Genomic DNA, 22,566 nt, shown 5'->3' with positions numbered 1-22,566 from the left:
GCTGTAAAACTTTATAACGAAGTTGGCGCTTCACAATGGGTTACTGCATAATATAACATTAATATACTAAATTATATTATTATACAAAGCTAAGACAATTTATTGTCTTAGCTTTTTTATTTTATAGAAAATAGTTTAGGTAAACTTAGAGCCTAACTCATTTTTTCTATCACAAATATCGGAGGTATATAAATGCTAATATAATTATATTTTTGTATAACTATTTGGAGTGAATACTTATCATGAATACTCTTTTATTAATTGGTTTCAGTTGATATAGACCATTTTATTGCAATAGGTGGTATACTTTGATATGTTTTATATAAATACATCATAAAAACTACTAGGGGAGCCTAATGGCTGAGATGAGAAATTCAGACCCTTATAACCTGATTTGGTTAAGACCAACGTAGGAAAGTAGCGTTCATTAATATTTGGGAAATTGCTCTAATATATTTATTAATAAACTACATTCCTATGGGGGTGTAGTTTTTTTAATTAGGAGGGCTAAATTTGTTATTTTCACAGGAATTAAAAGAAGCTTCAAAACCAATTATTGAGGATATTTACAATGATTCATTTATTCAAGAAATGTTAAACGGTACGATTTCTAACGAAGCTTTGAAATTTTATTTAAGAGCAGATGCTTCGTATTTAAAAGAATTTGCAAATATATATGCATTGCTAATACCAAAAATGAATAGATTGGAAGAAGTCCAATTTTTAGTAGAACAAATTCAATTTATAGTTGATGGTGAAGTAGAAGCACATGAAATATTAGCAGCATACGTACAAGAAAACTATGATGAAATCGTCCAAGAAAAAGTTTGGCCACCAAGTGGAGATCATTATATCAAACATATGTACTTCAATGCTTATTCAAAAGAAAATGCAGCTTATACAATTGCAGCAATGGCGCCATGTCCGTATGTGTATCAGGTGATTGCTAAAAAAGCATTGAAAGATAATGCATTAAATAAAGACTCAATTTTATCAAAATGGTTTGAATTTTATAGTACAGAAATGGATGAATTGGTAAATATCTTCGATGGTTTAATGGATCGGTTAACTCAAAATGTTTCTGTTGAAGAGGAAGAGGCAATAAAGGCTTGTTTCTTACAAAGTACGATACATGAACGAAATTTCTTTAATATGGCATATATACAAGAAAATTGGTTATATGGAGGTCAAACGAATGAATAAACCTAAAATAGCATTAACGATTGCAGGAACAGACCCTACAGGTGGCGCAGGTGTCATGGCAGATTTGAAATCATTTCATGCATGTGGCGTATATGGTATGGCCGCAATAACTAGTATTGTGGCCCAAAATACCAAAGGTGTACAGCACATTCATAATCTAGATTCAACATGGTTAGAAGAGCAAATGGAAAGTATATTTTCCGATGAACTGCCACATGCTTTGAAAACTGGTATGATTGCATCAAAGGAAATGATGGAGATTATTCAAACATATTTAAAAAAATATGATGATATTCCTTATGTCATTGATCCGGTTATGTTAGCGAAAAGTGGTGATTCACTAATGGATGACGATGCCAAAGCTAACTTACAAAATATTTTATTGCCTTATGCTACAATAGCGACACCTAATTTACCAGAAGCTGAGGAAATTACAGGCATTACTATTAATGATCAACAATCGATTTATCAAGCTGGCAATATATTTATCAATGAAATTGGTAGTAAAGGTGTAGTTATAAAAGGTGGACATTCAAATGATGAAAATAAATCTATAGATTATTTATTTACACAAGATGATGTGTATACTTTTGAAGAGCCAAGATACGATACAAAACATACACATGGTACGGGATGTACTTTTTCAGCCGTTATTACTGCAGAGTTAGCAAAAGGTAAATCTATGTTTGATGCAGTTCAAAAAGCAAAAAAATTTATTTCTCTTAGTATTAAACATACACCTGAAATTGGTTTTGGTAGAGGACCAGTAAACCATTTTGCATATATGAAGGAAGTTGGTTTAGATGATGAATAATTTGGAAAAATTAAGGGCGGCTCAACCGCTTGTAATATGTTATACGAATGATGTAGTGAAAAATTTTACTGCGAATGGTTTGTTAAGTCTTGGTGCGAGTCCAGCAATGAGTGAGGCGCCTGAAGAAGCATATGATATGCTGACAGCTGCAAAAGCATTGTTAATAAATATCGGTACGTTAACAAAAGAAAGAGAACAAGATATTTTAAAAATCGCAAAAACAGCGAACCAACTTGGCAAACCGATTATATTTGATCCAGTTGCTGTAGGTGCTTCACAATATCGCAAGGATTTTTGCAAAAAGTTCCTGAATGAAATAAAAGTTACTGTTATTAAAGGAAATGCTTCTGAAATTTTAACGTTAATTAACAGTGATACAAAAATGAAAGGAACTGACAGTGACAATAGTTTAGATTCAGTATCAATTGCAAAAGAAGCATTTGAACATTTTAATACAGCGATTGTCATCACAGGCAAAGAGGATATCATTGCTCAAAATGAACGCATATTTAAACTATCTAACGGATCTTCTTTATTGGCAAAAATAACTGGTGCTGGTTGCTTATTAGGAGCTATAGTTGCAAGTTTTGTTGAATCGGAAGATCCATCCATAAATGCATTAATAGAAGCGGTCTCTCTATATAATATCGCTGCTGAACAAGCCGAACAAATTTCAGCAGGACCTGGTACTTTTAAAGTAGAGTTATTAAATGCATTATATAACATTACTTTTGAAACATATGTACAATATCATAATAAGCAAGAGGTGTAACTATGTTTAATAAGGAGTATTTAAAGCTATATTTTATTTGTGGAACGCAAGATATACCAAAGGACAAATCAATCATAGATGTTGTAACTGATGCCTTAGAATCAGGGATTACAATGTTTCAATTTCGAGAAAAAGGAGAAGGCTCATTAACTGGAAATGCCAAAATAGAGCTTGCACAAAAATTATTCTCTTTATGTAAGAGTTACAGTGTTCCTTTTATTGTTAATGATGATGTAGACTTAGCAAATGCGATAGATGCAGATGGAATACATGTAGGACAAAATGACGCAAATGTAGATATATTCGCTAGTGCATTTACCGATAAAATAATAGGACTTAGTGTGAGTGATTTAGAAGAATATCAAGTATCGGACTTATCCAATGTTGATTATATCGGTGTTGGGCCAATGTATCATACTGGATCAAAATCAGATGCTAAAGCTCCAGTAGGGCCAGAAATGATTCAAACATTAAGAACTAAAGTTCAAGATTTTCCAATCGTTGCTATTGGAGGTATTCATACAAAAAATGCTGAAACAATTATGAATCATGGTGCAGATGGATTATCAATCATTTCAGCTATCGCTAAAAGTTCAAATATCTCAGAAACTGTACAACAATTTTTACAAACTGTTGAATAATGCGGAAAATTTCTTTTTTTGTTTTCTACTTTCCTTTGAGTATGATAAAATAAATTTTATGTGAATATATCATTAGAGGTGGAAAAATGAAAAAGAAAGCGCTACTACCTTTATTATTAGGTGTAATGGTCTTATTAGCAGGCTGTGACTATTCTAAACCTGAAAATAGAGATGGATTTTTCTTTAATACGTTTGTAGAACCAATGGACAAATTAATTCATTGGTTGGGAACAAGTTTTAACAATGATTATGGTTTAGCAATAGTAGTACTTGTATTGGCAATACGTGTTGTATTATTGCCTTTCATGTTATCAAACTATAAAAATAGTCATATGATGCGAGAAAAGATGAAGGTTGCAAAACCAGATATCGATGCAGTTCAAGAAAAAGTTAAGCGTTCAAGAACGCAAGAAGAAAAAATGGCTGCAAACCAAGAAATGATGGAAGTATATAAAAAATACGATATGAATCCAATGAAGAGTATGTTAGGTTGTTTACCAATCTTAATTCAAATGCCAATCATTATGGGCTTATTCTTCGTATTAAAATATCCTTCAAGTGGTGGATTTACTGAACATCCAAATTTCTTATGGTTCAATTTGTCACAACCTGATATTTGGATTACAGTTATCGCTGGTATTTTATACTTCTTACAAGCATTTGTATCAAGTAAGAGTATGCCAAATGAACAACGTCAAATGGGATATATGATGATGATTATTTCTCCAATTATGATTGTTTGGATTTCTTTAAGTTCTGCGTCTGCATTAGGTCTTTATTGGTCAGTCAGTGCGGCATTCTTGATTGTACAAACTCAAGTTGCTAACATGTATTATTCTAACCTTGCTAAAAAAGAAGTTGCTCCAATGATTGAAGCAATGAAGAAGAATAATTCTGATAAAGCTAGCAAAGGCAAGAATACACAAGTAGCATCTAAGAAATCTAAAAAGAAATAGTGCGTCATATCATTAATTAAAATGACAAACCTGGTACATAATAAATAGCAGGTATAAAGCATATGAAGCGTCAGGGACATAAAGTCCTTGGACAAGTGAAAAAAGGCAATTTCTATTGAAATAATATAGAAATTGCCTTTTTCATTTTTGTGTTTGGTTTTGTGGCAGCCACATCACTTGGATACAATCATTAAGCAGTTTTTCTATTTTACTACCAAAGAATACGGCTTGTGATTAAGTACCATAATTAAGATTTTAAAAATACCATTCTTTAAAAAAGGTATCTATATAACTTTTCATATATTCATGGCGTTGCTGTGCCAAATTTTTTGCAGTTTTAGTATGCATAAGAGATTTAAGTTTAAATAATTTTTCATAAAAGTGTTTAATTGCAGAAGGCTCCCATTCAAAATATGGTTGATTAGATTCGTCTATGTTATAAGATGGATGTTCAACCCACATGGGTTCGCCGAAATAACCTGCAAATTGAAACGTGCGTGCTATACCAATTGCACCAATAGCGTCTAAACGATCTGCATCACGAACTATTTGTCCTTCAATTGACAATTGAATATGATCATTCTTACCATTTTTATAACTTATATGTTCAATGATATGTAATATATTTTGTTGTACCGTATTATCAAGTTCCAAATGATTAAGAAATTGTACTAATTTTATTTTTGCTTCTTTGGTATGAGTAAGTTTTTCATCTATGGTGTCATGTAAAATACTTGCTAATTGAATGGTGAGTAAATGACCTTGTTGTTCATTCATAGCAATATATTTTGCCAATCTTGTAACACGTTTTACATGTGCAACATCATGTCCAGTTGTATCATCACAGTGAAAAGATGTCATATAGTCTTGTGCTTTAGAGATTAAGTCATTATCCGTCATAAAAAGTGCCTCCATTTTGAGAAAATTAAATTAATAAATAAAATTTGAGGTTAAAATAGTGAGAAAAAATCAATATTTTTAAGATAAAACGCTGTATAGCTATATAAGAATGACCCAAAAGTATGTATATACTCTAAAAATTCATATGTAAAGAAACACATTTTATTTTAGCCGCGAGCAATTACTAAGATAAAAAATGTCCGAGACATATGATAAGCCTCGGACTACTAATTATTCTATAAAATAGGAGATAATAACCTTGAAATGCCTTCTTTAAATTTGACCCATAAACTTCTCTGTTCATATAATGCTTTCGTTAGTCTATAAGAAACGTTTAAATCTTTTTCAAAAGCCACTCTTAAAGCTTTAGCAATATGTGTATCATAGATAAATGCATTTATCTCAAAGTTTAATGTGAAGCTACGATGATCCATATTTGTTGTACCAACGCTTGCAACTTCATCGTCAATCACGAGTGTTTTAGAATGTAAGAAACCATTATTGTAGTGGAAGATATTCACACCAGCATCTAATAAAGAAGCAACATTATTGTATGTTGCCCAATAAACAAAAGGATGGTCTGGTTTATTAGGTATCATGATATTAACATTCACACCACCTAATGACGCAATTTTAACAGCGTCTAGAAATGCTTGGTCAGGTATAAAATAAGGTGATTGTATATAAATGGAGTGCTTTGCAGAAGCAATCATTTTTAAATAACCGTATTTTATCTGTTCCCACGTTTCATCAGGACCACTTGAAGCAATTTGTACACCCGTTGTACCACCTGAATCTACATCTGGAAAATAGCGTTCTTCATATTTTAAATTATCACGTGTTGAATGTGAGTTCCAGTCTAGCATAAAGCGTAGTTGTAAAGCGTTAACAGCATCTCCAACAATTCGGAGATGTGTATCTCTCCAATAGCCAAACTTTTTCTTAAGTCCTAAATATTCGTCACCGACATTAAAACCACCTACATAACCGATATGTCCATCGATAACAACAATTTTTCTGTGATTACGGTTGTTCATTCTCAAATTAATTAATGGTAATTTAGAAGGAAAGAATGCTTCTACGAGTCCACCTTTTTTTCTAAAAGCTTTAAAGTCTTTAATTGACAAACCTCTAGAGCCCATATCATCATAAAGCATTTTCACTTCGACACCTTCATTAAGCTTATGTTCTAATGCTGTCAATATGCGTTTTCCTAATTGATCATTACGGAAAATATAGTATTGAATATGTATATAATCTTTGGCATTATATATATCTTCAATGAGTGAATCAAACTTTTCTTTTCCATCTACAAAAATGGTTATATCATTATCGGTAGTTAAGAATGCCGCATTATTATACAATAACATTTGTACCATATCTTTAAATTTCACGATTTGATGATTGCCTTTTGAAAAGTCATCATTTTTCAAGGCTTCTAGTTGTTCATTTACAATCATTTCAATGCCGACTTTATCTTCTTCATCTAAACTAAAGATATGTTCTCGTTGGATTTGGCGACCAAAAAGTAAATATACGATAAAACCTAAAATAGGTATAAGACCCAAAACCAATATCCATGCCCAAACAGAACCTGCAGATCGTCGCTCCATAAAGATAATTGTAAATGCAAAGATTAGGTTTAATATAAATGCGCCAATCAGAATGACATTAATGATGACGTTCGTATGGTTGTATGTTATAGCAAAAATATCTATCATATTAAACCTCCAAGTTGCTATTCAATTAATTTCCAATTGATAAATTCTTAATCATTGTAACATGGTACCACGTTTTTATCACTTGACTAATACCTTGTAGGGGTATATTATAAATATATATAAATAGGAGGCGTTGAATCATGGCCGATTTGCAAAAAGCGCATCATTCTGAACAAATTAAATCAAATTTAAAATCCCGTTTAAATCGTATTGAAGGTCAAGTGAGAGCAATCAATCGTATGATAGATGAAGATGTATATTGTGATGATGTACTTACACAAATAAGAGCGACAAGATCAGCACTTAACAGTGTTGCTACGAAACTGCTGGATCATCATATGAAAAGTTGTATCATGGATAAAGTTAATCAAGGTGAGCAACAAGAAGCGATGGATGAGTTATTAGTAACTTTTCAAAAGTTAATGAAAGATTAGATCAGGTGACGTTAATGGAATCACAAATTATATATTTAAGTAAAATAAATCATAAACAAGATAAGCTTCAAATAGAAAATAAATTATCACAAATCATCGGTGTGAACCATGTTTCAGTTGATATTGAAAAAGCTCAAGTGTTTATAGAATTTGAAACACCAGCAAGTTTAAACAATTTAGAAAAAGACTTATATGATTTAGGATTTGATATTTTATATTAAGTTAGCCTATGCCATAGAAATGTTATCTTACTCAAATCATTTCATAAAAGATTGATATGAAATTATCAATAAACTTACACTGAGTTATATTCTACTTTTGGATTTTAATAGTTAAAATAATTATTAAGTGAAAATTTTAAAACTACGTAATAAAACAAAAATTTTTTTATAAAAATAAAGGAAATTTCAATAACATGTAGTAATTTGTAAATAAATAGGGTAAAATAGAATAGAAGCTAGAAGCTAGAAGTTAGGAGTGATGATATGAGTAAAGATAACGAAAAGATTCAAAATGTAGTTAAACTATTATCATCATTAGGGGTAAACATAAAGAAAACTAAATCAAGATTAGAAGTCATGCATACTTTACCAACGACTGTGAAAGCCGCTAACGAATTGAAATAGTGAGTTACCCATACTAAGAATAAAGCATATATGCAAAAATTAAGAGGCTGAGACAATTTTATTGTCTCAGCCTCTTATCGTTATATTGACAGTCAGTCTTGACTGATTGGACAGAAGCAATCATTTTAAATAAATTAGATTGCCTCATAGCTCATTTAATGCGTGTGATTGAATGGCTCATTTACATTCATACATAAAAGCGTTGGAAACATATTGATTTCGCATTTATCAATTGATTTATTCAACAAAATAAACATCACCACTGCTTAATTTATACATTAAAATATTTTTCGTATAATATTGGCAGTGATTTGGGCTGACTCTTGCGGGAATAGCACTAGCCGAAGACTACAGGTTAAGGCAGTGCCCGCGGAAAGCGTGCACAAAAAAACTGCCAACAAAGTCAGAGACTTTGTCGACAGTTTGAGACGATATTTATTTGTTTTGTGTTGTATATTGTCTAGATTGGTGGTAATAAATTGATAATATAACACCTATGCCACACATTAAACTCCATAATGAGCTACCGCCATAACTAATAAATGGTAATGGTATACCAGTAATTGGTAATAGTTGAACAGTCATACCAATATTTTCTAAGATATGGAATAGTATCATCGTCGTAAATCCAATGATGAAAATTTTACTAAATGGTAATTCTATTTTAGTGGCAAGTCGTACTAGATGAAAAATAAACGCTAGAAAAATCAATATCAAAATGACAGAACCAATAAAACCAAATTCTTCCCCGATAACCGAGAAAATAAAATCAGTGTGATTTTCTGGAATATAAACTTCACCTTGATTGAATCCTTTTCCAAATAATTGACCAGATCCAATCGCTTTAAGTGACTCAGTTAAATGAAATCCATCCCCACTACTATAAGTATAAGGATCGAGCCACGAATTGATACGACTTAATTGATAAGGTTGAATGCCGAAACTATTTTCTAAAATAGAAGGTTTATAAATCACTGATAATATTACTGTCGACGCGATAACGACTGCTCCTATTAATAAAGGGGCTAGTATTTTCCACGTTATTCCACTGATTATCATAACCCCAATAATAATCGCAAAAATAACTAGGGTTGTACCTAAATCATTTTGCAATAATATAAGTACCATTGGTATAAAGGCTATACCGATAATTTTAAAGAATAATTTAAAATCAGTTTCTAAAGATTTGTTAAAAGTAAATTGATTATGTTTTGTTACAATTTTAGCTAATGCTAAAATCATAACTATTTTCATAAATTCAGATGGTTGGACACTGATTGGACCAAATGTATACCAGCTTTTTGCTCCGTTAATAATCGGTGTGATGGGAGTTTCTGGAATAATCAGTAATAATAATAATGAGAAACAAAGTATAATATAAAGTAAATATGTATATTTCATCAGTTTTTTAGGTGAAATTAACATTATCAACAATGCGATGATCGCCCCAAAAACATAATATAATATCTGACGTATACTAAAGTTAGCGCTATATTGGCCTCCACCCATTGCAGAACTAATTAATGTAATACTAATGATAGCGAATAACGCGATGAAGCCAACTAAAATCCAGTCTATTTTTCGGATCCAATGATTATTTTTTGATTGACGTGAAGTATTCATTTCTTACTCCTTTGGAAAACTATTATTTCAATTATATGTAGTATATATAGATTTTACCGAACTTTATACGATTTTGCTAGAAGTAGGGTATGTAAAACTTAAATAATTATTTTTTAAGTATTTAAAGTTTTCACTTTAAATACTTAAAAAACTTCAATATACTAATAAAAAACAATAATTTTACTACTACATAACAAATGCAAAATGCTAATAAATCGTGATATGATGTAGTTTAAGAATTCTATATGGAGGCTAAAATATGGCTAAAGAAAATGTTTGTATCGTATATGGAGGTAAAAGTGCTGAACACGATGTTTCAATATTAACGGCACAAAATGTCTTAAATGCGATTGATAAAGAAAAATATCAAGTGGACATTATTTACATAACAAACGATGGTGATTGGAAAAAGAAAGAAAATATCGTAGATCCTATAGATGACATAGATACGTTACGATTAGCAGAAGTTCCTGCTGGAGAAATCTCCAAATTATTGAATGAAGGAAGTCTAGGCACAGCATATAGTGCAGTTTTCCCATTATTACATGGACCGAATGGTGAAGATGGGACAATTCAAGGTTTATTTGAAGTATTAGATATACCATATGTTGGTAATGGTGTGTTAGCAGCCTCAAGTTCAATGGATAAACTTGTAATGAAACAACTATTTGCACATAGAGGGTTACCTCAATTACCTTATGTAAGTTTCTTAAGAAGCGAATATCAAAAATACGAAAATAATATTCTTAAATTGGTACACGATAAGTTAGAATATCCTGTATTTGTGAAACCTGCGAATTTAGGCTCAAGCGTAGGTATTAGTAAGTGTAACGATGAGGAAGAATTAAAAAAAGGTATAGAAGAAGCATTTCAATTCGATCGTAAATTAGTGATTGAGCAAGGTATCGATGCTAGAGAAATTGAAGTGGCTGTATTAGGTAATGATTATCCTGAAACGACATGGCCTGGCGAGGTAGTTAAAGATGTTGCCTTTTATGATTATAAAGCCAAATATAAAGATGGGAAAATCAAATTAGATATTCCGGCTGATTTAAATGATGAAGTGAAAATGACTTTAAGAAATATGGCTGTAGAAGCTTTTAAAGCAACAGATTGTTCAGGATTACTGCGTGCAGATTTCTTTGTAACTGAAGATAATCAAATTTTTATTAATGAAACAAATGCAATGCCTGGTTTCACTGCTTATAGTATGTATCCAAGCTTATGGGAAAATATGGGTGTCAGCTATGCAGAACTCATAAGTAAATTAATTGAATTAGCAAAAGAAAAACACGAAGATAAAAAGAAAAATAAATACAAAATTGACTGAGGCGGTTAAATCATGATTGAAGTAACTTTAGAACAAATCCAAGATTGGATTCCTTGTGAGATTAATAATGATTATTTAGATTACACAATTAAAGGTGTTTCTATAGACTCAAGAAAAATTGATGAACAAAATTTATTTATTCCATTTAAAGGAGAACATGTCGATGGACATAAATTTGTGAATCAAGCATTGAAAGATGGTGCTGGTGCAGCATTTTATCAGAAAGACAGTGTTTTAGATCCTCAAATTTCTGGTCCAATTATTTGGGTGGATGATACATTGGAAGCATTGCAGCAATTAGCCAAAGCATATTTGGCGTTTGTTAATCCGCATGTGATTGCTGTTACTGGGTCTAACGGTAAAACAACGACTAAAGACATGATTGAAAGTGTATTGAAGCCTCAATTCAAAGTAAAAAAAACGCAAGGAAATTATAACAATGAAATCGGTATGCCATTAACCATTTTGCAATTAGATCAAGATACAGAAATTTCTATTTTAGAAATGGGAATGTCAGGTTTTCATGAAATTGAAGCATTATCACAATTAGCAAATCCAGATATTGCAATCATTACTAATATTGGTGAATCACATATGCAAGATTTAGGATCGCGTGAAGGTATAGCGAAAGCTAAATCCGAAATTACAATTGGACTTAAACCTCATGGCTTATTTATTTATGATGGTGATGAACCATTGTTAAAGCCACATGTTGATAAATTAGTGGATTTAGATTTAATCAGTATAGGTAAAAAGGAAAGTAATGATTTGGTCTGTCAAATTGACAATATAGATGATACAGGTATTGTTTTTAATATTAATGGAGCTGAAAATTATGAATTACCTATCTTAGGTGAACATAATATGAAAAATGCGACTATAGCTATTGCCGTTGGTAAAAGATTGAATCTGAGTTACGACACGATATATCAAAATATTCAAGATGTTCAACTCACAGGTATGAGAATGGAGCAACATCATACTGATTCAGGTATACTTGTTATTAACGATGCATATAATGCTAGTCCAACTAGTATGAAAGCTGCAATTGACACACTCAGTAGTATGGAAGGCAGAAAAATACTTGTATTGGGTGATGTCTTAGAATTGGGTCCTGACAGTCAAATAATGCATGAAGCGGTTGGAGATTATTTAGTTAATAAACAAATCGATGCGTTATATACTTATGGAAAAGAAGCGGGCCACATTCATCATACAGGCAAAGCATTTGTAAAATCTGCGGAACACTATACAGATAAAACAGCATTGATTAAGTCATTAAAAACAAATATTGAACCACAAGATAAAATATTAATAAAAGGTTCAAGAGGGATGCAATTAGAAGAAGTTGTAGAATCCCTAATTTAAAATTATAGACACCACATTTTTCATCACTTTTAATAATGAAAATAGTGGTGTTTTATTTTTTGTTTGTTTTAAAGAATAGTATGTAGCAATATTTAGTAACTTGAATCAGTATATTTAAGTTACTAAATATTTGAATATTACTAATAATTATCAAGATAAATAAATCTACAAATTTTTTTTCGAAAGAAAAAATAAATACCGAAAAATAAAATTAAACGCTTACAACCTATATATCACAGTATTTTCTTAACATAATGTGATTATAAATGAGGAAATTTAGACGATTATTATAAATTTGGTTTATTGCGATTATAGACTTGAGGTGGTACTATAAAGAAGTTGAAGAAACTTAGATGAACATATATGTAGAGAAATACAGATAAATAAAGGAGAATTATATTGCAAAATTTTAAAGAATTAGGGATCTCAGATAAAACGGTAGAAACCCTAGTATCAATGGGGTTCGATGAGGCCACTCCTATACAAAAAGAGAGTATCCCTCTTGCCTTAGAAGGTAAGGATGTTCTTGGTCAAGCGCAAACAGGTACAGGAAAAACAGGCGCTTTTGGTATTCCACTTATTGAGAAAGTGGCAGGACAAGACGGAGTTCAATCATTAATATTAGCACCAACAAGAGAATTGGCGATGCAAGTTGCTGAATCACTTAGAACGTTTGCGACAGGTCAAAATGTACAAATAGTAACTGTATTTGGTGGTATGCCAATAGATCGTCAAATTAAATCACTTAAAAAGGGCCCACAAATTGTTGTAGGTACACCTGGACGTGTTATCGATCATTTAAATCGTCGTACGTTAAAAACAAACGATATTCATACATTAATATTAGATGAAGCAGATGAAATGATGAATATGGGCTTTATTGATGATATGAAATTTATTATGGATAAAATACCAGCAGCACAACGTCAAACAATGCTGTTTTCAGCTACCATGCCAAAAGCTATTCAAACATTAGTGCAACAATTTATGAAATCACCAGAAATTGTTAAAACTATGAATAATGAGATGTCAGATCCTCAAATAGATGAATATTACACAATTGTCAAAGAATTAGAAAAATTTGATACATTTACAAATTTCTTAGATGTACATCAACCTGAGTTAGCAATTGTTTTTGGCCGTACTAAGCGTCGTGTTGACGAATTAACAAGTGCATTAATTTCAAAAGGTTATAAAGCTGAAGGTTTACATGGTGATATCACACAAGCTAAACGTTTAGAAGTATTGAAGAAATTTAAAAACGATCAATTGGATATCTTAGTTGCTACAGATGTTGCAGCAAGAGGCCTTGATATATCTGGCGTAAGTCATGTTTATAATTTTGATATACCTCAAGATACAGAAAGTTATACGCACAGAATTGGCCGTACAGGTCGTGCTGGTAAAAAAGGTGTAGCAATCACTTTTGTTAACCCAATTGAAATGGATTATATCCGTCAAATTGAACAAGCAAATAAACGACAAATGACAGCATTGAGACCACCTCATCGTAAAGAAGTGCTTAAAGCACGTGAAGACGATATTAAAGGTAAAGTTCAAAACTGGATGTCAAGAGATAGCGAACCAAGACTAGAACGTATTGCAACAGAATTACTTGAAGAATATAATGATGTGAATTTAGTAGCAGCATTACTACAAGAGTTGGTTGAATCAAACGATGAAGTTGATGTTCAATTAACATTTGAAAAACCATTATCTCGAGGCAAAGGTCGTCAAGGTAAAGGTGGACCAAAACGTGGCGGTGGAAACCATAAACGTGGTGGCGGCAAATTCGATAGCAGAAATCGTCGTCCAAATAAAGGCGGCTTCAACAATAAAAAGAAAAATGATAGATCATCAGATAGAAACAACAAAAAATCAATGAAAGGTCGCACATTCGCCGACCATAAAAAATAAAATACTTTATCATATATGAATTTTAGGTTTAGTCACTCCAATTTATTGGGGTGACTTTTTTATATATTAAAGTAATACGGACACATAAAAACGATTAGTAAATGTGCAAAATTATAAAACCAATTAGAAAATATTTGAATGATCATCTAGTTCTAATACTATAATGAAGCAAGCATATCGCTATGTTATAATGAATTGAAAAATTTTATTAAGGAGTGTAATTATGACTAACGACCAACAATTTAGGCGTAGCCCTAAGCAAGCAATGAGATATTATTACATACTTGAAGTTCTTGAATTGATTGTTAGTTTAATATTTATGGTGGCATTAGTGTTTTTATGGAGTCATTATAATTGGTGGCATTTTTTAATTTACATATTTATTGCAATAATAATTTTTGATGTTATCTATATGCTATTAAGACCTTGGTTGAAGTATAAATACACATTTTATTGTGTGAAAGACCACTATATAGAAATAAAAAAGGGATTATTTTTTAAAAAGTATGAAATTATTAAATTTGAACGTACACAATTTTTAAAAAGAAAAAGCAATCCATTATTAAGACAATTACATATATCAAAACTAACTTTGATGACTGCTGGACATTCACTTGATTTCCCATTGATGTTAACAAAGGAAATTGAAGTATTTGAACATAACATTTTAGAATACTTACGAGGAGCTGATTACGATGTATAGTCCTCAAAAATTACATCCAATTTCTTATATTACTGGAATAATTGAAGCGATTAAACAAAATATTATTTTAATTATCATTTTTTTAGTTTTCAATTTACGTGACTTTGATTTTACCGATTATAAATCATATATCTATCCAGGAATTGTTACTATTATTTTTTTAATCTCGTTTGTATTACAAATATTAAAGGTTTATAACACTAGATACTGGATTGAAAATGATCATTTTATCTTGGCTACCGGTATTTTTAGCAAAGAAAAAAAAGAGTTGAATATACGGAGAATTCAAACGCTAGATACATCACAAGGTATTATTAATCAAATTGTTGGTGGGGTAATACTTCAAATTAAAACACCAAGTGATGGTATAGAGTTAGATACTGTATCAAAAAAGCAAAGTGATTTTATCCAGCAAACCTTAAAAGAAAAGCAACAAAGCTTAACTCAAAACAGCGAAATCAGTGACACTGATAGTTCGTTTGCAGCGCAGGATACTGAAAAAGAGCAAAATATGCAGTCGCCCGCTATTAATATCTATAAACTGAATTTTAAAGAACTTTTATTTATGGCTTTAACGAGTGGTGTAATTGGTGTAGCTTTTGCAACTCTTTCACCAATTATGTTTGCACTTAATGACATTATACCTTGGGACAAAATTACAGCTACATTTTCTGAAATCTTTCAAGCTACTTTTATGATTATTTTAATGATTGTTGTCTTGGTTATTGTAGCAAGTTATATTTTTGGAACTGTCATTGAGATAATAAGAAATTTCAATTATACGGTTACGCAGCAAGGGACACAATTAAATATTCAATATGGTTTGTTTAATGTCAAAAGCATTACTGTACCAACTGACCGAGTGCAAGCAATTGTAGAACGTCAATCATTTTTAAGGAAGTTATTTGGCTACACTTCAATTCATTTCGTTATTACTAGTGACATGGGTAGTTTAGATAAAGATGATGTTACACTAGGTGGCAATGTAATGATCTTGCCATTTATTAAGAGAAAAAAAGCATTTGAACTTATAAAGCTGCTTATTCCAGACATGAAATTTACTAGACCTAAACTAGGCATGCCTTGGAGAGGATTTCATAGATATTTTTGGAGAGAGTCATTAGTATTACTTATTGGTGCTGCGATTGGTACTTATTATTGGTCTGTCTGGTCGTTTGTTATAGCAGGGTGCTTAATTGTATTAATGATTCTTCACAGTTTTATCGTTATTAAGTATTCAGGCTTAAACTTAAAGCGTGATGAATTAGTTGTACGGAATGTAACCATGTTTGGCTTTAAAAGCACATACTTTAAACACAATAAATTATTAGGGATGCAGATGTCAGAAAATCCTTTTCTAATTCGCAGTAGACTAACGAACTTTAAGTTTATAATTGCCAAAGCTGCTGGTAGCGAAGAAATAGGATTGAAATACAGTGAAGTTACTAATGTAGAGACACTAAAGTCATGGTATTTGAGAGGTGATTTTGATGAGTGAATATAATTATATGGATAAATCTGGTAAAACAGTAATGCGTATTACTTCTATAATTACAGTAATCCTATTAATTTTAATTTTATCAATTGTTACAATAATTGATAAAATATGGTTACATTTCATAAGTTCTAAAGTATTGTTTTGGTTATGGACGATTAATATCACGCTTGCATTAATTGTTATAATTGTAGGTGGGATTATAGCACCAATTTATAGATATAAAATATTTAGATATAAGCTAGAAAATCAAGAAATAACGGTTAGAAATGGTTTGTGGTTTGTTAATGTAGTAAACATCCCTTTGTTTCGTATTCAAAATGTAGATACACATGAAGGTATCTTAATGCGAAAATATAATTTAGCGAGTTTAACCTTGTCTACAGCTGGTGGAAATACTGAAATAAAGTTAATTGACAAAAATGAAGCAAATGCTTTAAAGCAAGAAATAAAAAAAGGTGATCATTCTATGCAACAGAGTTTATAATATAAATACTTGTCATAGAAAGTTAGGAGTAGCTAATGATATATGGTATTGGCATTGATTTAATTGAAATTGATAGAATAAAAAAACTTTACCACAGACAAGACAAATTAGTAGAACGAGTTTTGTCAAAAAATGAGCGAAATCGTTTTCACAAGTTTAAAAGTGAAGCTCGTAAAATAGAATTTTTAGCGGGTAGGTTCACCTGTAAAGAAGCCTTTAGCAAAGCGCTTGGTACCGGACTTGGAAAAGAGATTGCATTAAATGAAATTGACTGTTTTAATGATGAACTTGGTAAACCATGTATCAATTATGATGGTTTTATAGTTCATGTAAGTATTTCACACACAGAATACTACGCGGTGAGTCAAGTCATTATAGAAAAATAAAACTATTTTAATATAAAGATTTGGCTATCTTTATTTAATTGTTATAAACTTAACTTAATGTATGTCAAAGCGTAATTTTATTTTTTGAAATGGAGGTCTCGTTTCATGACTGATAAGTATTATAGATCCACCTATTTAAACGTAGATTTAAATGCAATTGTGGCAAATTTTCAAGTTTTTCAAAAATTACATCCAAATAAAACGGTGATGCCAATCGTAAAAGCAAATGCTTATGGGCTTGGCAGTGTGAAAATAGCGCGTCATCTAATGGATCATGGGGCTGATTTTTTTGGCGTAGCAACTTTAGATGAAGCGATAGAATTAAGAATGCATGGTATAGATGCCAAAATTTTAATACTGGGAGTTATACCTACATATAATATAAATAAAGCTATACAACATCGTGTAGCCATTACCGTTCCATCAAAAGCATGGTTAGTTGAAGCATTAAAAGAAATTCCAGTAGATAACGACAAAGATTTATGGTTGCACGTAAAAATAGATACTGGTATGGGAAGATTAGGTATTAAAGATATAAATGAGTACAAAGAAGTTATTGAGTTGATCAATAATCATGAGCATTTAGTATTTGAAGGTGTGTTTACACATTTTGCTTGTGCAGATGAACCTGGAGAATCGATGAATCAGCAACAAAGTCTATTTGAATCAATTGTCAATGAAGATGAAAAACCACAATATATACATTCACAAAATTCTGCAGGTGCATTAATAAAAGATAGCCAATTCTGCAATACAGTACGGGTGGGTATATCATTATATGGTTACTATCCCTCAGGATATGTCAAAGACAGTGTGAAAATACATTTAAAGCCAAGCGCACAGTGGATTAGTGAAATTGTACAAACAAAAGTCTTACAACCTGGAGAATCTGTAAGTTATGGCAGTATTTATACAGCAACAGAACCTACAAAAATAGGTATCATTCCCGTTGGGTACGCAGATGGTTTTCCAAGAATGATGACTGGATTTTCTGTCAATGTAAATGGCAAACAATGTGAAATTATTGGAAAAGTTTGCATGGATCAAATAATTATTAAAATTCCAGAAGAAATTCAAACAGGAGATAAAGTGATATTGTTGGATCATCATTCAGACAGTAAACAATCTGTGGAAGCGCTGGCATATCAACAACATACAATCAACTATGAAGTTTTATGTCGTTTGAACAGAAGGTTACCACGCATATATTATGGTACCCAAGACCTAGAAATCCTCAATGAATTACTAAAATAGTATAGTCACTGTATTTAAAATTTGTTATTATATATCTAACAAGAAATCTCAATATATTCTATTTTAGTCACATGGAGGTCTTTATTCATGGCAAGTTTTAATCAAAACAGAAATCATAGTATTGAACAACTTTTAAAAGAAGGCTATTCTCAAATGGCTGACTTGAATCTCTCCCTTGCGGCCGAAGCATTTCCATTTGAATGTGAAGCTTGCGATTGCAATGAAGTCTACATTATATCTAAGAATAACAATGAATGATGAGAAGAGGAGACGTTTATTTAGCTGATTTGTCACCAGTACAGGGTTCTGAACAAGGGGGAATAAGACCCGTAGTCATTATACAAAATGATACTGGTAACAAGTATAGTCCTACCGTAATTGTAGCTGCAATTACAGGTAGGATTAATAAGGCTAAAATACCTACACATGTAGAAATAGAAAAAAGCAAGTATAAACTCGACAAGGATTCTGTTATATTGTTAGAGCAAATACGGACTTTAGATAAAAATAGATTAAAAGAAAAGTTGACATATTTATCTGAAGAAAAAATGCAAGAAGTTAATAATGCTATAGATATTAGCCTTGGTTTACATAATATTAGAAATTATAGAACATAATTTTTAAAAGCAAGCGTAATAAAATAACGAATGATAGACATCAATTCCTTATACATGCAACAAACACTTAATTGTAAGATAATTTGAAATAGAACAGAGAAAACATAACATGTGTTTGTAATCAAATATTTTTGAATAGGATGTTTAAGTTGAAAAGCTTTAGGTTATCCTAAAGCTTTTTTCGATATCAACATAAATCATATATATATAAATATTTTGTTTTGCTAGAAATAAAAACTGTATTGCTTGTTTGATCATTTAATACACATACATATAACAGAATATATTCATGTTAAACCGATGTATGCGATTTATATTTGCATTTTGAGGAGGAAATACTGAGTGAAAGAGTTCAAAAATCAATATAAAGCGCTAATTGATGAAAGCCTACACACAGTAAATGAGACAGATTTATTAAAAAAGTGTGAAGGCTTTACTGAAGAAGTGAAAAGAAAAGACTTACTACCTGAAGATATCGTTGAAATTCATAAAAATTATGTTCAAGCCTTAGAGTTAGATAATGAACAAATTACTAAAACATTCAATGTGCTTAAAGAAGTAGTAAAAGGATTTGGCTATAATTATAGAGATTATCAAGATCTTGTAAATCGATTACAATATCATGATAAAGAAATCGACTTAGCATCTCGTTTACAACAAACGATGCTTAAGACTGATATTCCTCAATTTGATAGTATACAAATCGGTGTAATTTCTGTAGCGGCGCAAAAGGTAAGCGGTGATTACTTTAATTTAATAGATCATAAAGATGGTACGATGAGCTTTGCGGTAGCAGATGTTATAGGTAAAGGTATACCTGCTGCATTAGCTATGAGTATGATCAAATTTGGTATGGATTCATATGGGCACTCACAATTACCAAGCGATGGGCTTAAAAGATTGAATCGCGTAGTAGAAAAAAATGTGAATCAAAATATGTTCGTAACAATGTTTTATGGATTATATGAAGAGTTAAATCATTTATTATATTGTAGTTCTGCCGGCCATGAACCGGGGTATATTTATAGAGCTGAAACCGAAACATTCGAAGAAATTAAAGTGAGAGGTCGTGTTTTAGGTGTCAGCCAACAAACGAGATACAATCAGCAAGAAATACCAGTTTATTTAGATGACTTAGTCATCATTTTTACTGATGGTGTCACTGAAGTTAGAAATGAAGCAGGTGACTTTTTAGATAAAAGTTACCTACTCGACATGATAAAAAAGTATAAACATATGCATCCACAAGATATCGTTCAACTTTTATATGAGGCAATTTTAAAAATACAGAATCCAGAAAAAAGAGATGATTTAACAATATTGATTATAAAAAGAGTGAATTAAAGAAGATTAATGATTAAAATAAAAGGGTATAACGGTTATTAATGAGACTATGCTTAGGAGTGTAATTTATGAATCTAAATATTGAAACAATATCACATGATACACATTATGAAGTCAAAGTTGGCGGAGAATTAGATGTTTATACTGTTCCGGAACTTGAAGAGGTACTCGTGCCGATGAGACAAGAGGGAACGCATGACATATATGTAAATTTGGAAAATGTAAGTTATATGGATTCAACTGGCTTAGGGTTATTTGTAGGAACATTAAAAGCTTTAAATCAAAATGATAAAGAATTATATATTTTAGGTGCTTCAGATCGAATAAGTCGACTATTTGATATCACAGGTTTAAAAGATTTGATGCATGTTAATGAAGGAACGGAGGTCGAATAACATGCAACTTAAACAAGATTATATAGAAATGCGTTTACCAGCATCAGCAGAGTATGTAAGTTTAATACGTTTGACATTATCAGGTGTATTTTCTCGTGCTGGAGCTTCATATGACGATATAGAAGATGCCAAAATAGCAGTAAGTGAAGCAGTAACAAATGCAGTAAAACATGCATATAAAAACGATGCTACAGATATAGGTATGATTAACCTTTGTTTTGAAATTTTCGATGATAAAATTAAAATAGTTATTTCTGATCAAGGTGAAAGTTTTGATTATGAAGAAACTAAAGCAAAATTAGGTCCATATAAAGATAATGAAAATATAGATTTCCTTAGAGAAGGAGGTCTTGGTTTATTTTTAATTGAATCATTAATGGATGAAGTTACAGTAGATAAAAACTCTGGTGTAACCATTAGCATGATTAAGTATATAAAAAAAGAGCAGGTGCGAAATAATGGCGAGAGAGTCGAAATCAGTTAATGACGTATCACCTGAACAAATCAACCAGTGGATAATGGAGCATCAAAATAATGAGAATACAAATGCACAAGATAAACTTGTTAAACATTATAAAAAGTTGATTGAATCATTGGCATATAAATATTCAAAAGGTCAATCTCATCACGAAGATCTCGTTCAGGTTGGTATGGTTGGTTTAATTGGCGCAATTAACCGATTCGACCTATCCTTTGATAGAAAGTTTGAAGCTTTTTTAGTACCAACTGTAATTGGTGAGATTAAGCGTTATCTACGTGATAAAACGTGGAGTGTGCACGTTCCAAGACGAATTAAAGAAATCGGGCCCCGTATTAAGAAAGTTACTGATGAGTTAACAAATGAGTTAGAGCGTTCACCTTCTATTGCTGAAATTGCTGATAGGTTAGAAGTCAACGAAGAAGATGTGCTCGAAGCTATGGAAATGGGACAAAGTTACAATGCTTTAAGTGTAGATCATTCCATAGAAGCGGATAAAGATGGCTCGACTGTTACATTATTAGATATTATGGGGCAACAAGATGATAATTATGATTTAACAGAAAAGCGTATGATTTTAGAAAAAATACTTCCAATTTTGTCTGAACGTGAAAGAGAAATTATACAGTGCACATTTATTGAAGGTTTGAGTCAAAAAGAAACAGGTGAAAGAATAGGGTTAAGTCAAATGCATGTATCTCGTTTACAACGAACGGCTATAAAAAAATTGCAAGAAGCAGCAAATCAATAAAATACATGCTAAAAAGCAGAATTCATTCAATGAATTCTGCTTTTTTATAGTTCATTTACTTTCGTAAAAAGAATCAATATAACGTAATATGTTAGAATATATTAGTAATAGTAATTAATTTTTTATTTATGAGTGGAGGATACTATGGATAGTAATTTAATACAATCTATAAAAGAAAAATATAAATTTTCAAGTAAACAAATTAATGCAGTCTTAACTTTGCTTGAAGAAAAAAATACGGTACCATTTATTGCGCGTTATCGTAAAGAACAGACTGGCGGTTTGGATGAAGTAGAAATAAAGCAAATTAATGATGAATACCAATATATGGTCAATCTTCAAAAAAGAAAA

Annotated in this window: 26 protein-coding genes and 1 riboswitch; of the genes, 23 read left to right on the top strand and 3 right to left on the bottom strand. The window is 31.2% G+C overall.

The annotated features are described in order from the left end of the window. Window positions 1-335: 335 nt before the first annotated feature. Window positions 336-433: riboswitch (TPP riboswitch) on the top strand. An 80-nt stretch (window positions 434-513) separates the two neighbouring features. The 5 genes from tenA (at window position 514) to yidC (ending at window position 4,386) form a co-directional block, all read left to right on the top strand. Next, window positions 514-1,203: a thiaminase II gene (gene tenA / locus CD032_RS05585; RefSeq protein WP_019467991.1), complete on the top strand. Its 690-nt coding sequence runs from the start codon at window positions 514-516 to the stop codon at window positions 1,201-1,203. Further along, on the top strand, window positions 1,196-2,017 hold the full coding sequence (gene thiD / locus CD032_RS05580) for a bifunctional hydroxymethylpyrimidine kinase/phosphomethylpyrimidine kinase (protein ID WP_019467992.1): 822 nt from the start codon (window positions 1,196-1,198) through the stop codon (window positions 2,015-2,017). Before tenA ends, thiD begins: the two co-directional genes overlap by 8 nt. Beyond that, window positions 2,010-2,789 carry a hydroxyethylthiazole kinase gene (thiM, locus tag CD032_RS05575; RefSeq protein ID WP_026034745.1) on the top strand — a complete coding sequence of 260 codons (780 nt, stop codon included), beginning with the start codon at window positions 2,010-2,012 and terminating at the stop codon, window positions 2,787-2,789. Before thiD ends, thiM begins: the two co-directional genes overlap by 8 nt. 2 nt (window positions 2,790-2,791) lie before the next feature. Continuing rightward, entirely contained in the window at window positions 2,792-3,430 is a 639-nt protein-coding gene (gene thiE / locus CD032_RS05570; protein WP_019467994.1) for a thiamine phosphate synthase, read from the top strand. Between the two features lie 86 nt (window positions 3,431-3,516). Further along, window positions 3,517-4,386 carry a membrane protein insertase YidC gene (gene yidC, locus CD032_RS05565; protein ID WP_019467995.1) on the top strand — a complete coding sequence of 290 codons (870 nt, stop codon included), beginning with the start codon at window positions 3,517-3,519 and terminating at the stop codon, window positions 4,384-4,386. 255 nt (window positions 4,387-4,641) lie between these two features. Here the strand turns inward: yidC and CD032_RS05560 are convergent, their stop codons facing one another. Next, window positions 4,642-5,286: an HD domain-containing protein gene (locus tag CD032_RS05560; RefSeq protein ID WP_019467996.1), complete on the bottom strand. Its 645-nt coding sequence runs from the start codon at window positions 5,284-5,286 to the stop codon at window positions 4,642-4,644. A gap of 236 nt (window positions 5,287-5,522) precedes the next feature. Then, the gene (cls, locus tag CD032_RS05555) at window positions 5,523-7,007 is read right to left on the bottom strand and encodes a cardiolipin synthase (protein WP_019467997.1); all 1,485 of its coding nucleotides are present in this window, start codon (window positions 7,005-7,007) and stop codon (window positions 5,523-5,525) included. A gap of 140 nt (window positions 7,008-7,147) precedes the next feature. Between cls and csoR the strand changes: the two genes are divergently transcribed. The 3 genes from csoR (at window position 7,148) to CD032_RS05540 (ending at window position 8,067) form a co-directional block, all read left to right on the top strand. Further along, window positions 7,148-7,441, top strand: a complete 294-nt coding sequence (gene csoR, locus CD032_RS05550; RefSeq protein ID WP_040030626.1) for a copper-sensing transcriptional repressor CsoR — start codon at window positions 7,148-7,150, stop codon at window positions 7,439-7,441. A gap of 14 nt (window positions 7,442-7,455) precedes the next feature. Next, on the top strand, window positions 7,456-7,662 hold the full coding sequence (gene csoZ / locus CD032_RS05545; protein WP_019467999.1) for a putative copper chaperone CsoZ: 207 nt from the start codon (window positions 7,456-7,458) through the stop codon (window positions 7,660-7,662). 264 nt (window positions 7,663-7,926) lie between these two features. Continuing rightward, window positions 7,927-8,067, top strand: a complete 141-nt coding sequence (locus tag CD032_RS05540; RefSeq protein ID WP_002482742.1) for an Lmo0850 family protein — start codon at window positions 7,927-7,929, stop codon at window positions 8,065-8,067. A 435-nt stretch (window positions 8,068-8,502) separates the two neighbouring features. On the opposite strand, the gene CD032_RS05535 is transcribed toward CD032_RS05540, so the two are convergent. Beyond that, the gene (locus tag CD032_RS05535) at window positions 8,503-9,690 is read right to left on the bottom strand and encodes an FtsW/RodA/SpoVE family cell cycle protein (protein ID WP_019468000.1); all 1,188 of its coding nucleotides are present in this window, start codon (window positions 9,688-9,690) and stop codon (window positions 8,503-8,505) included. A gap of 259 nt (window positions 9,691-9,949) precedes the next feature. Here CD032_RS05535 and CD032_RS05530 point away from each other — a divergent pair, with 259 nt between their 5' ends. From CD032_RS05530 to CD032_RS13350, 15 genes are all read left to right on the top strand, one after another. Continuing rightward, window positions 9,950-11,020 carry a D-alanine--D-alanine ligase gene (locus CD032_RS05530; RefSeq protein ID WP_019468001.1) on the top strand — a complete coding sequence of 357 codons (1,071 nt, stop codon included), beginning with the start codon at window positions 9,950-9,952 and terminating at the stop codon, window positions 11,018-11,020. Between the two features lie 12 nt (window positions 11,021-11,032). Then, on the top strand, window positions 11,033-12,388 hold the full coding sequence (locus CD032_RS05525) for a UDP-N-acetylmuramoyl-tripeptide--D-alanyl-D-alanine ligase (protein ID WP_019468002.1): 1,356 nt from the start codon (window positions 11,033-11,035) through the stop codon (window positions 12,386-12,388). 399 nt (window positions 12,389-12,787) lie between these two features. Further along, entirely contained in the window at window positions 12,788-14,305 is a 1,518-nt protein-coding gene (cshA, locus tag CD032_RS05520) for a degradosome RNA helicase CshA (protein WP_019468003.1), read from the top strand. A 223-nt stretch (window positions 14,306-14,528) separates the two neighbouring features. After that, window positions 14,529-15,008, top strand: a complete 480-nt coding sequence (locus CD032_RS05515; protein ID WP_019468004.1) for a PH domain-containing protein — start codon at window positions 14,529-14,531, stop codon at window positions 15,006-15,008. Continuing rightward, complete coding sequence (locus CD032_RS05510; protein ID WP_019468005.1) at window positions 15,001-16,506, top strand: PH domain-containing protein; 1,506 nt, start codon at window positions 15,001-15,003, stop codon at window positions 16,504-16,506. Before CD032_RS05515 ends, CD032_RS05510 begins: the two co-directional genes overlap by 8 nt. Further along, window positions 16,499-16,990, top strand: coding sequence for a PH domain-containing protein (locus CD032_RS05505; protein WP_019468006.1), 492 nt, complete (start codon window positions 16,499-16,501; stop codon window positions 16,988-16,990). The genes CD032_RS05510 and CD032_RS05505 overlap by 8 nt, the downstream gene beginning before the upstream one ends. A gap of 35 nt (window positions 16,991-17,025) precedes the next feature. Beyond that, window positions 17,026-17,376 carry a holo-ACP synthase gene (acpS, locus tag CD032_RS05500; RefSeq protein ID WP_019468007.1) on the top strand — a complete coding sequence of 117 codons (351 nt, stop codon included), beginning with the start codon at window positions 17,026-17,028 and terminating at the stop codon, window positions 17,374-17,376. A gap of 105 nt (window positions 17,377-17,481) precedes the next feature. Then, complete coding sequence (alr, locus tag CD032_RS05495; RefSeq protein ID WP_103211252.1) at window positions 17,482-18,630, top strand: alanine racemase; 1,149 nt, start codon at window positions 17,482-17,484, stop codon at window positions 18,628-18,630. 87 nt (window positions 18,631-18,717) lie between these two features. Next, window positions 18,718-18,888 (top strand): type II toxin-antitoxin system antitoxin MazE, encoded by a 171-nt coding sequence (mazE, locus tag CD032_RS05490; protein WP_019468009.1) that lies wholly within the window; start codon window positions 18,718-18,720, stop codon window positions 18,886-18,888. Further along, window positions 18,885-19,247, top strand: a complete 363-nt coding sequence (locus tag CD032_RS05485) for a type II toxin-antitoxin system PemK/MazF family toxin (RefSeq protein WP_103211251.1) — start codon at window positions 18,885-18,887, stop codon at window positions 19,245-19,247. Before mazE ends, CD032_RS05485 begins: the two co-directional genes overlap by 4 nt. A 342-nt stretch (window positions 19,248-19,589) precedes the next feature. After that, window positions 19,590-20,591 carry a SpoIIE family protein phosphatase gene (locus CD032_RS05480; protein WP_019468011.1) on the top strand — a complete coding sequence of 334 codons (1,002 nt, stop codon included), beginning with the start codon at window positions 19,590-19,592 and terminating at the stop codon, window positions 20,589-20,591. 68 nt (window positions 20,592-20,659) lie between these two features. Then, entirely contained in the window at window positions 20,660-20,986 is a 327-nt protein-coding gene (locus tag CD032_RS05475; protein WP_019468012.1) for an anti-sigma factor antagonist, read from the top strand. A 1-nt stretch (window position 20,987) separates the two neighbouring features. Beyond that, window positions 20,988-21,470: an anti-sigma B factor RsbW gene (gene rsbW, locus CD032_RS05470; protein ID WP_019468013.1), complete on the top strand. Its 483-nt coding sequence runs from the start codon at window positions 20,988-20,990 to the stop codon at window positions 21,468-21,470. Next, the gene (gene sigB / locus CD032_RS05465) at window positions 21,445-22,215 is read left to right on the top strand and encodes an RNA polymerase sigma factor SigB (RefSeq protein WP_019468014.1); all 771 of its coding nucleotides are present in this window, start codon (window positions 21,445-21,447) and stop codon (window positions 22,213-22,215) included. The genes rsbW and sigB overlap by 26 nt, the downstream gene beginning before the upstream one ends. A gap of 144 nt (window positions 22,216-22,359) precedes the next feature. Then, window positions 22,360-22,566: Tex-like N-terminal domain-containing protein (locus tag CD032_RS13350; RefSeq protein WP_258026230.1), on the top strand; the 207-nt coding region annotated here is incomplete at its 3' end.

Origin of the sequence: Staphylococcus cohnii subsp. cohnii (assembly GCF_002902365.1) — a bacterium.
GTDB classification, from domain to species: domain Bacteria; phylum Bacillota; class Bacilli; order Staphylococcales; family Staphylococcaceae; genus Staphylococcus; species Staphylococcus cohnii.
Note: the sequence above shows the minus strand (reverse complement) of the source record. Positions and strands in the feature narration are given on the sequence as shown.

Coding starts and splice junctions, on each gene's coding strand:
- thiD (WP_019467992.1), top strand. CDS start 1,196: ATGAATAAACCTAAAATAGCATTAACGATTGCAGGAACAGACCCTACA.
- thiM (WP_026034745.1), top strand. CDS start 2,010: ATGAATAATTTGGAAAAATTAAGGGCGGCTCAACCGCTTGTAATATGT.
- thiE (WP_019467994.1), top strand. CDS start 2,792: ATGTTTAATAAGGAGTATTTAAAGCTATATTTTATTTGTGGAACGCAA.
- yidC (WP_019467995.1), top strand. CDS start 3,517: ATGAAAAAGAAAGCGCTACTACCTTTATTATTAGGTGTAATGGTCTTA.
- CD032_RS05560 (WP_019467996.1), bottom strand. CDS start 5,286: ATGACGGATAATGACTTAATCTCTAAAGCACAAGACTATATGACATCT.
- cls (WP_019467997.1), bottom strand. CDS start 7,007: ATGATAGATATTTTTGCTATAACATACAACCATACGAACGTCATCATT.
- csoR (WP_040030626.1), top strand. CDS start 7,148: ATGGCCGATTTGCAAAAAGCGCATCATTCTGAACAAATTAAATCAAAT.
- csoZ (WP_019467999.1), top strand. CDS start 7,456: ATGGAATCACAAATTATATATTTAAGTAAAATAAATCATAAACAAGAT.
- CD032_RS05540 (WP_002482742.1), top strand. CDS start 7,927: ATGAGTAAAGATAACGAAAAGATTCAAAATGTAGTTAAACTATTATCA.
- CD032_RS05535 (WP_019468000.1), bottom strand. CDS start 9,690: ATGAATACTTCACGTCAATCAAAAAATAATCATTGGATCCGAAAAATA.
- CD032_RS05530 (WP_019468001.1), top strand. CDS start 9,950: ATGGCTAAAGAAAATGTTTGTATCGTATATGGAGGTAAAAGTGCTGAA.
- CD032_RS05525 (WP_019468002.1), top strand. CDS start 11,033: ATGATTGAAGTAACTTTAGAACAAATCCAAGATTGGATTCCTTGTGAG.
- CD032_RS05515 (WP_019468004.1), top strand. CDS start 14,529: ATGACTAACGACCAACAATTTAGGCGTAGCCCTAAGCAAGCAATGAGA.
- CD032_RS05510 (WP_019468005.1), top strand. CDS start 15,001: ATGTATAGTCCTCAAAAATTACATCCAATTTCTTATATTACTGGAATA.
- CD032_RS05505 (WP_019468006.1), top strand. CDS start 16,499: ATGAGTGAATATAATTATATGGATAAATCTGGTAAAACAGTAATGCGT.
- acpS (WP_019468007.1), top strand. CDS start 17,026: ATGATATATGGTATTGGCATTGATTTAATTGAAATTGATAGAATAAAA.
- alr (WP_103211252.1), top strand. CDS start 17,482: ATGACTGATAAGTATTATAGATCCACCTATTTAAACGTAGATTTAAAT.
- mazE (WP_019468009.1), top strand. CDS start 18,718: ATGGCAAGTTTTAATCAAAACAGAAATCATAGTATTGAACAACTTTTA.
- CD032_RS05485 (WP_103211251.1), top strand. CDS start 18,885: ATGATGAGAAGAGGAGACGTTTATTTAGCTGATTTGTCACCAGTACAG.
- CD032_RS05475 (WP_019468012.1), top strand. CDS start 20,660: ATGAATCTAAATATTGAAACAATATCACATGATACACATTATGAAGTC.
- rsbW (WP_019468013.1), top strand. CDS start 20,988: ATGCAACTTAAACAAGATTATATAGAAATGCGTTTACCAGCATCAGCA.
- sigB (WP_019468014.1), top strand. CDS start 21,445: ATGGCGAGAGAGTCGAAATCAGTTAATGACGTATCACCTGAACAAATC.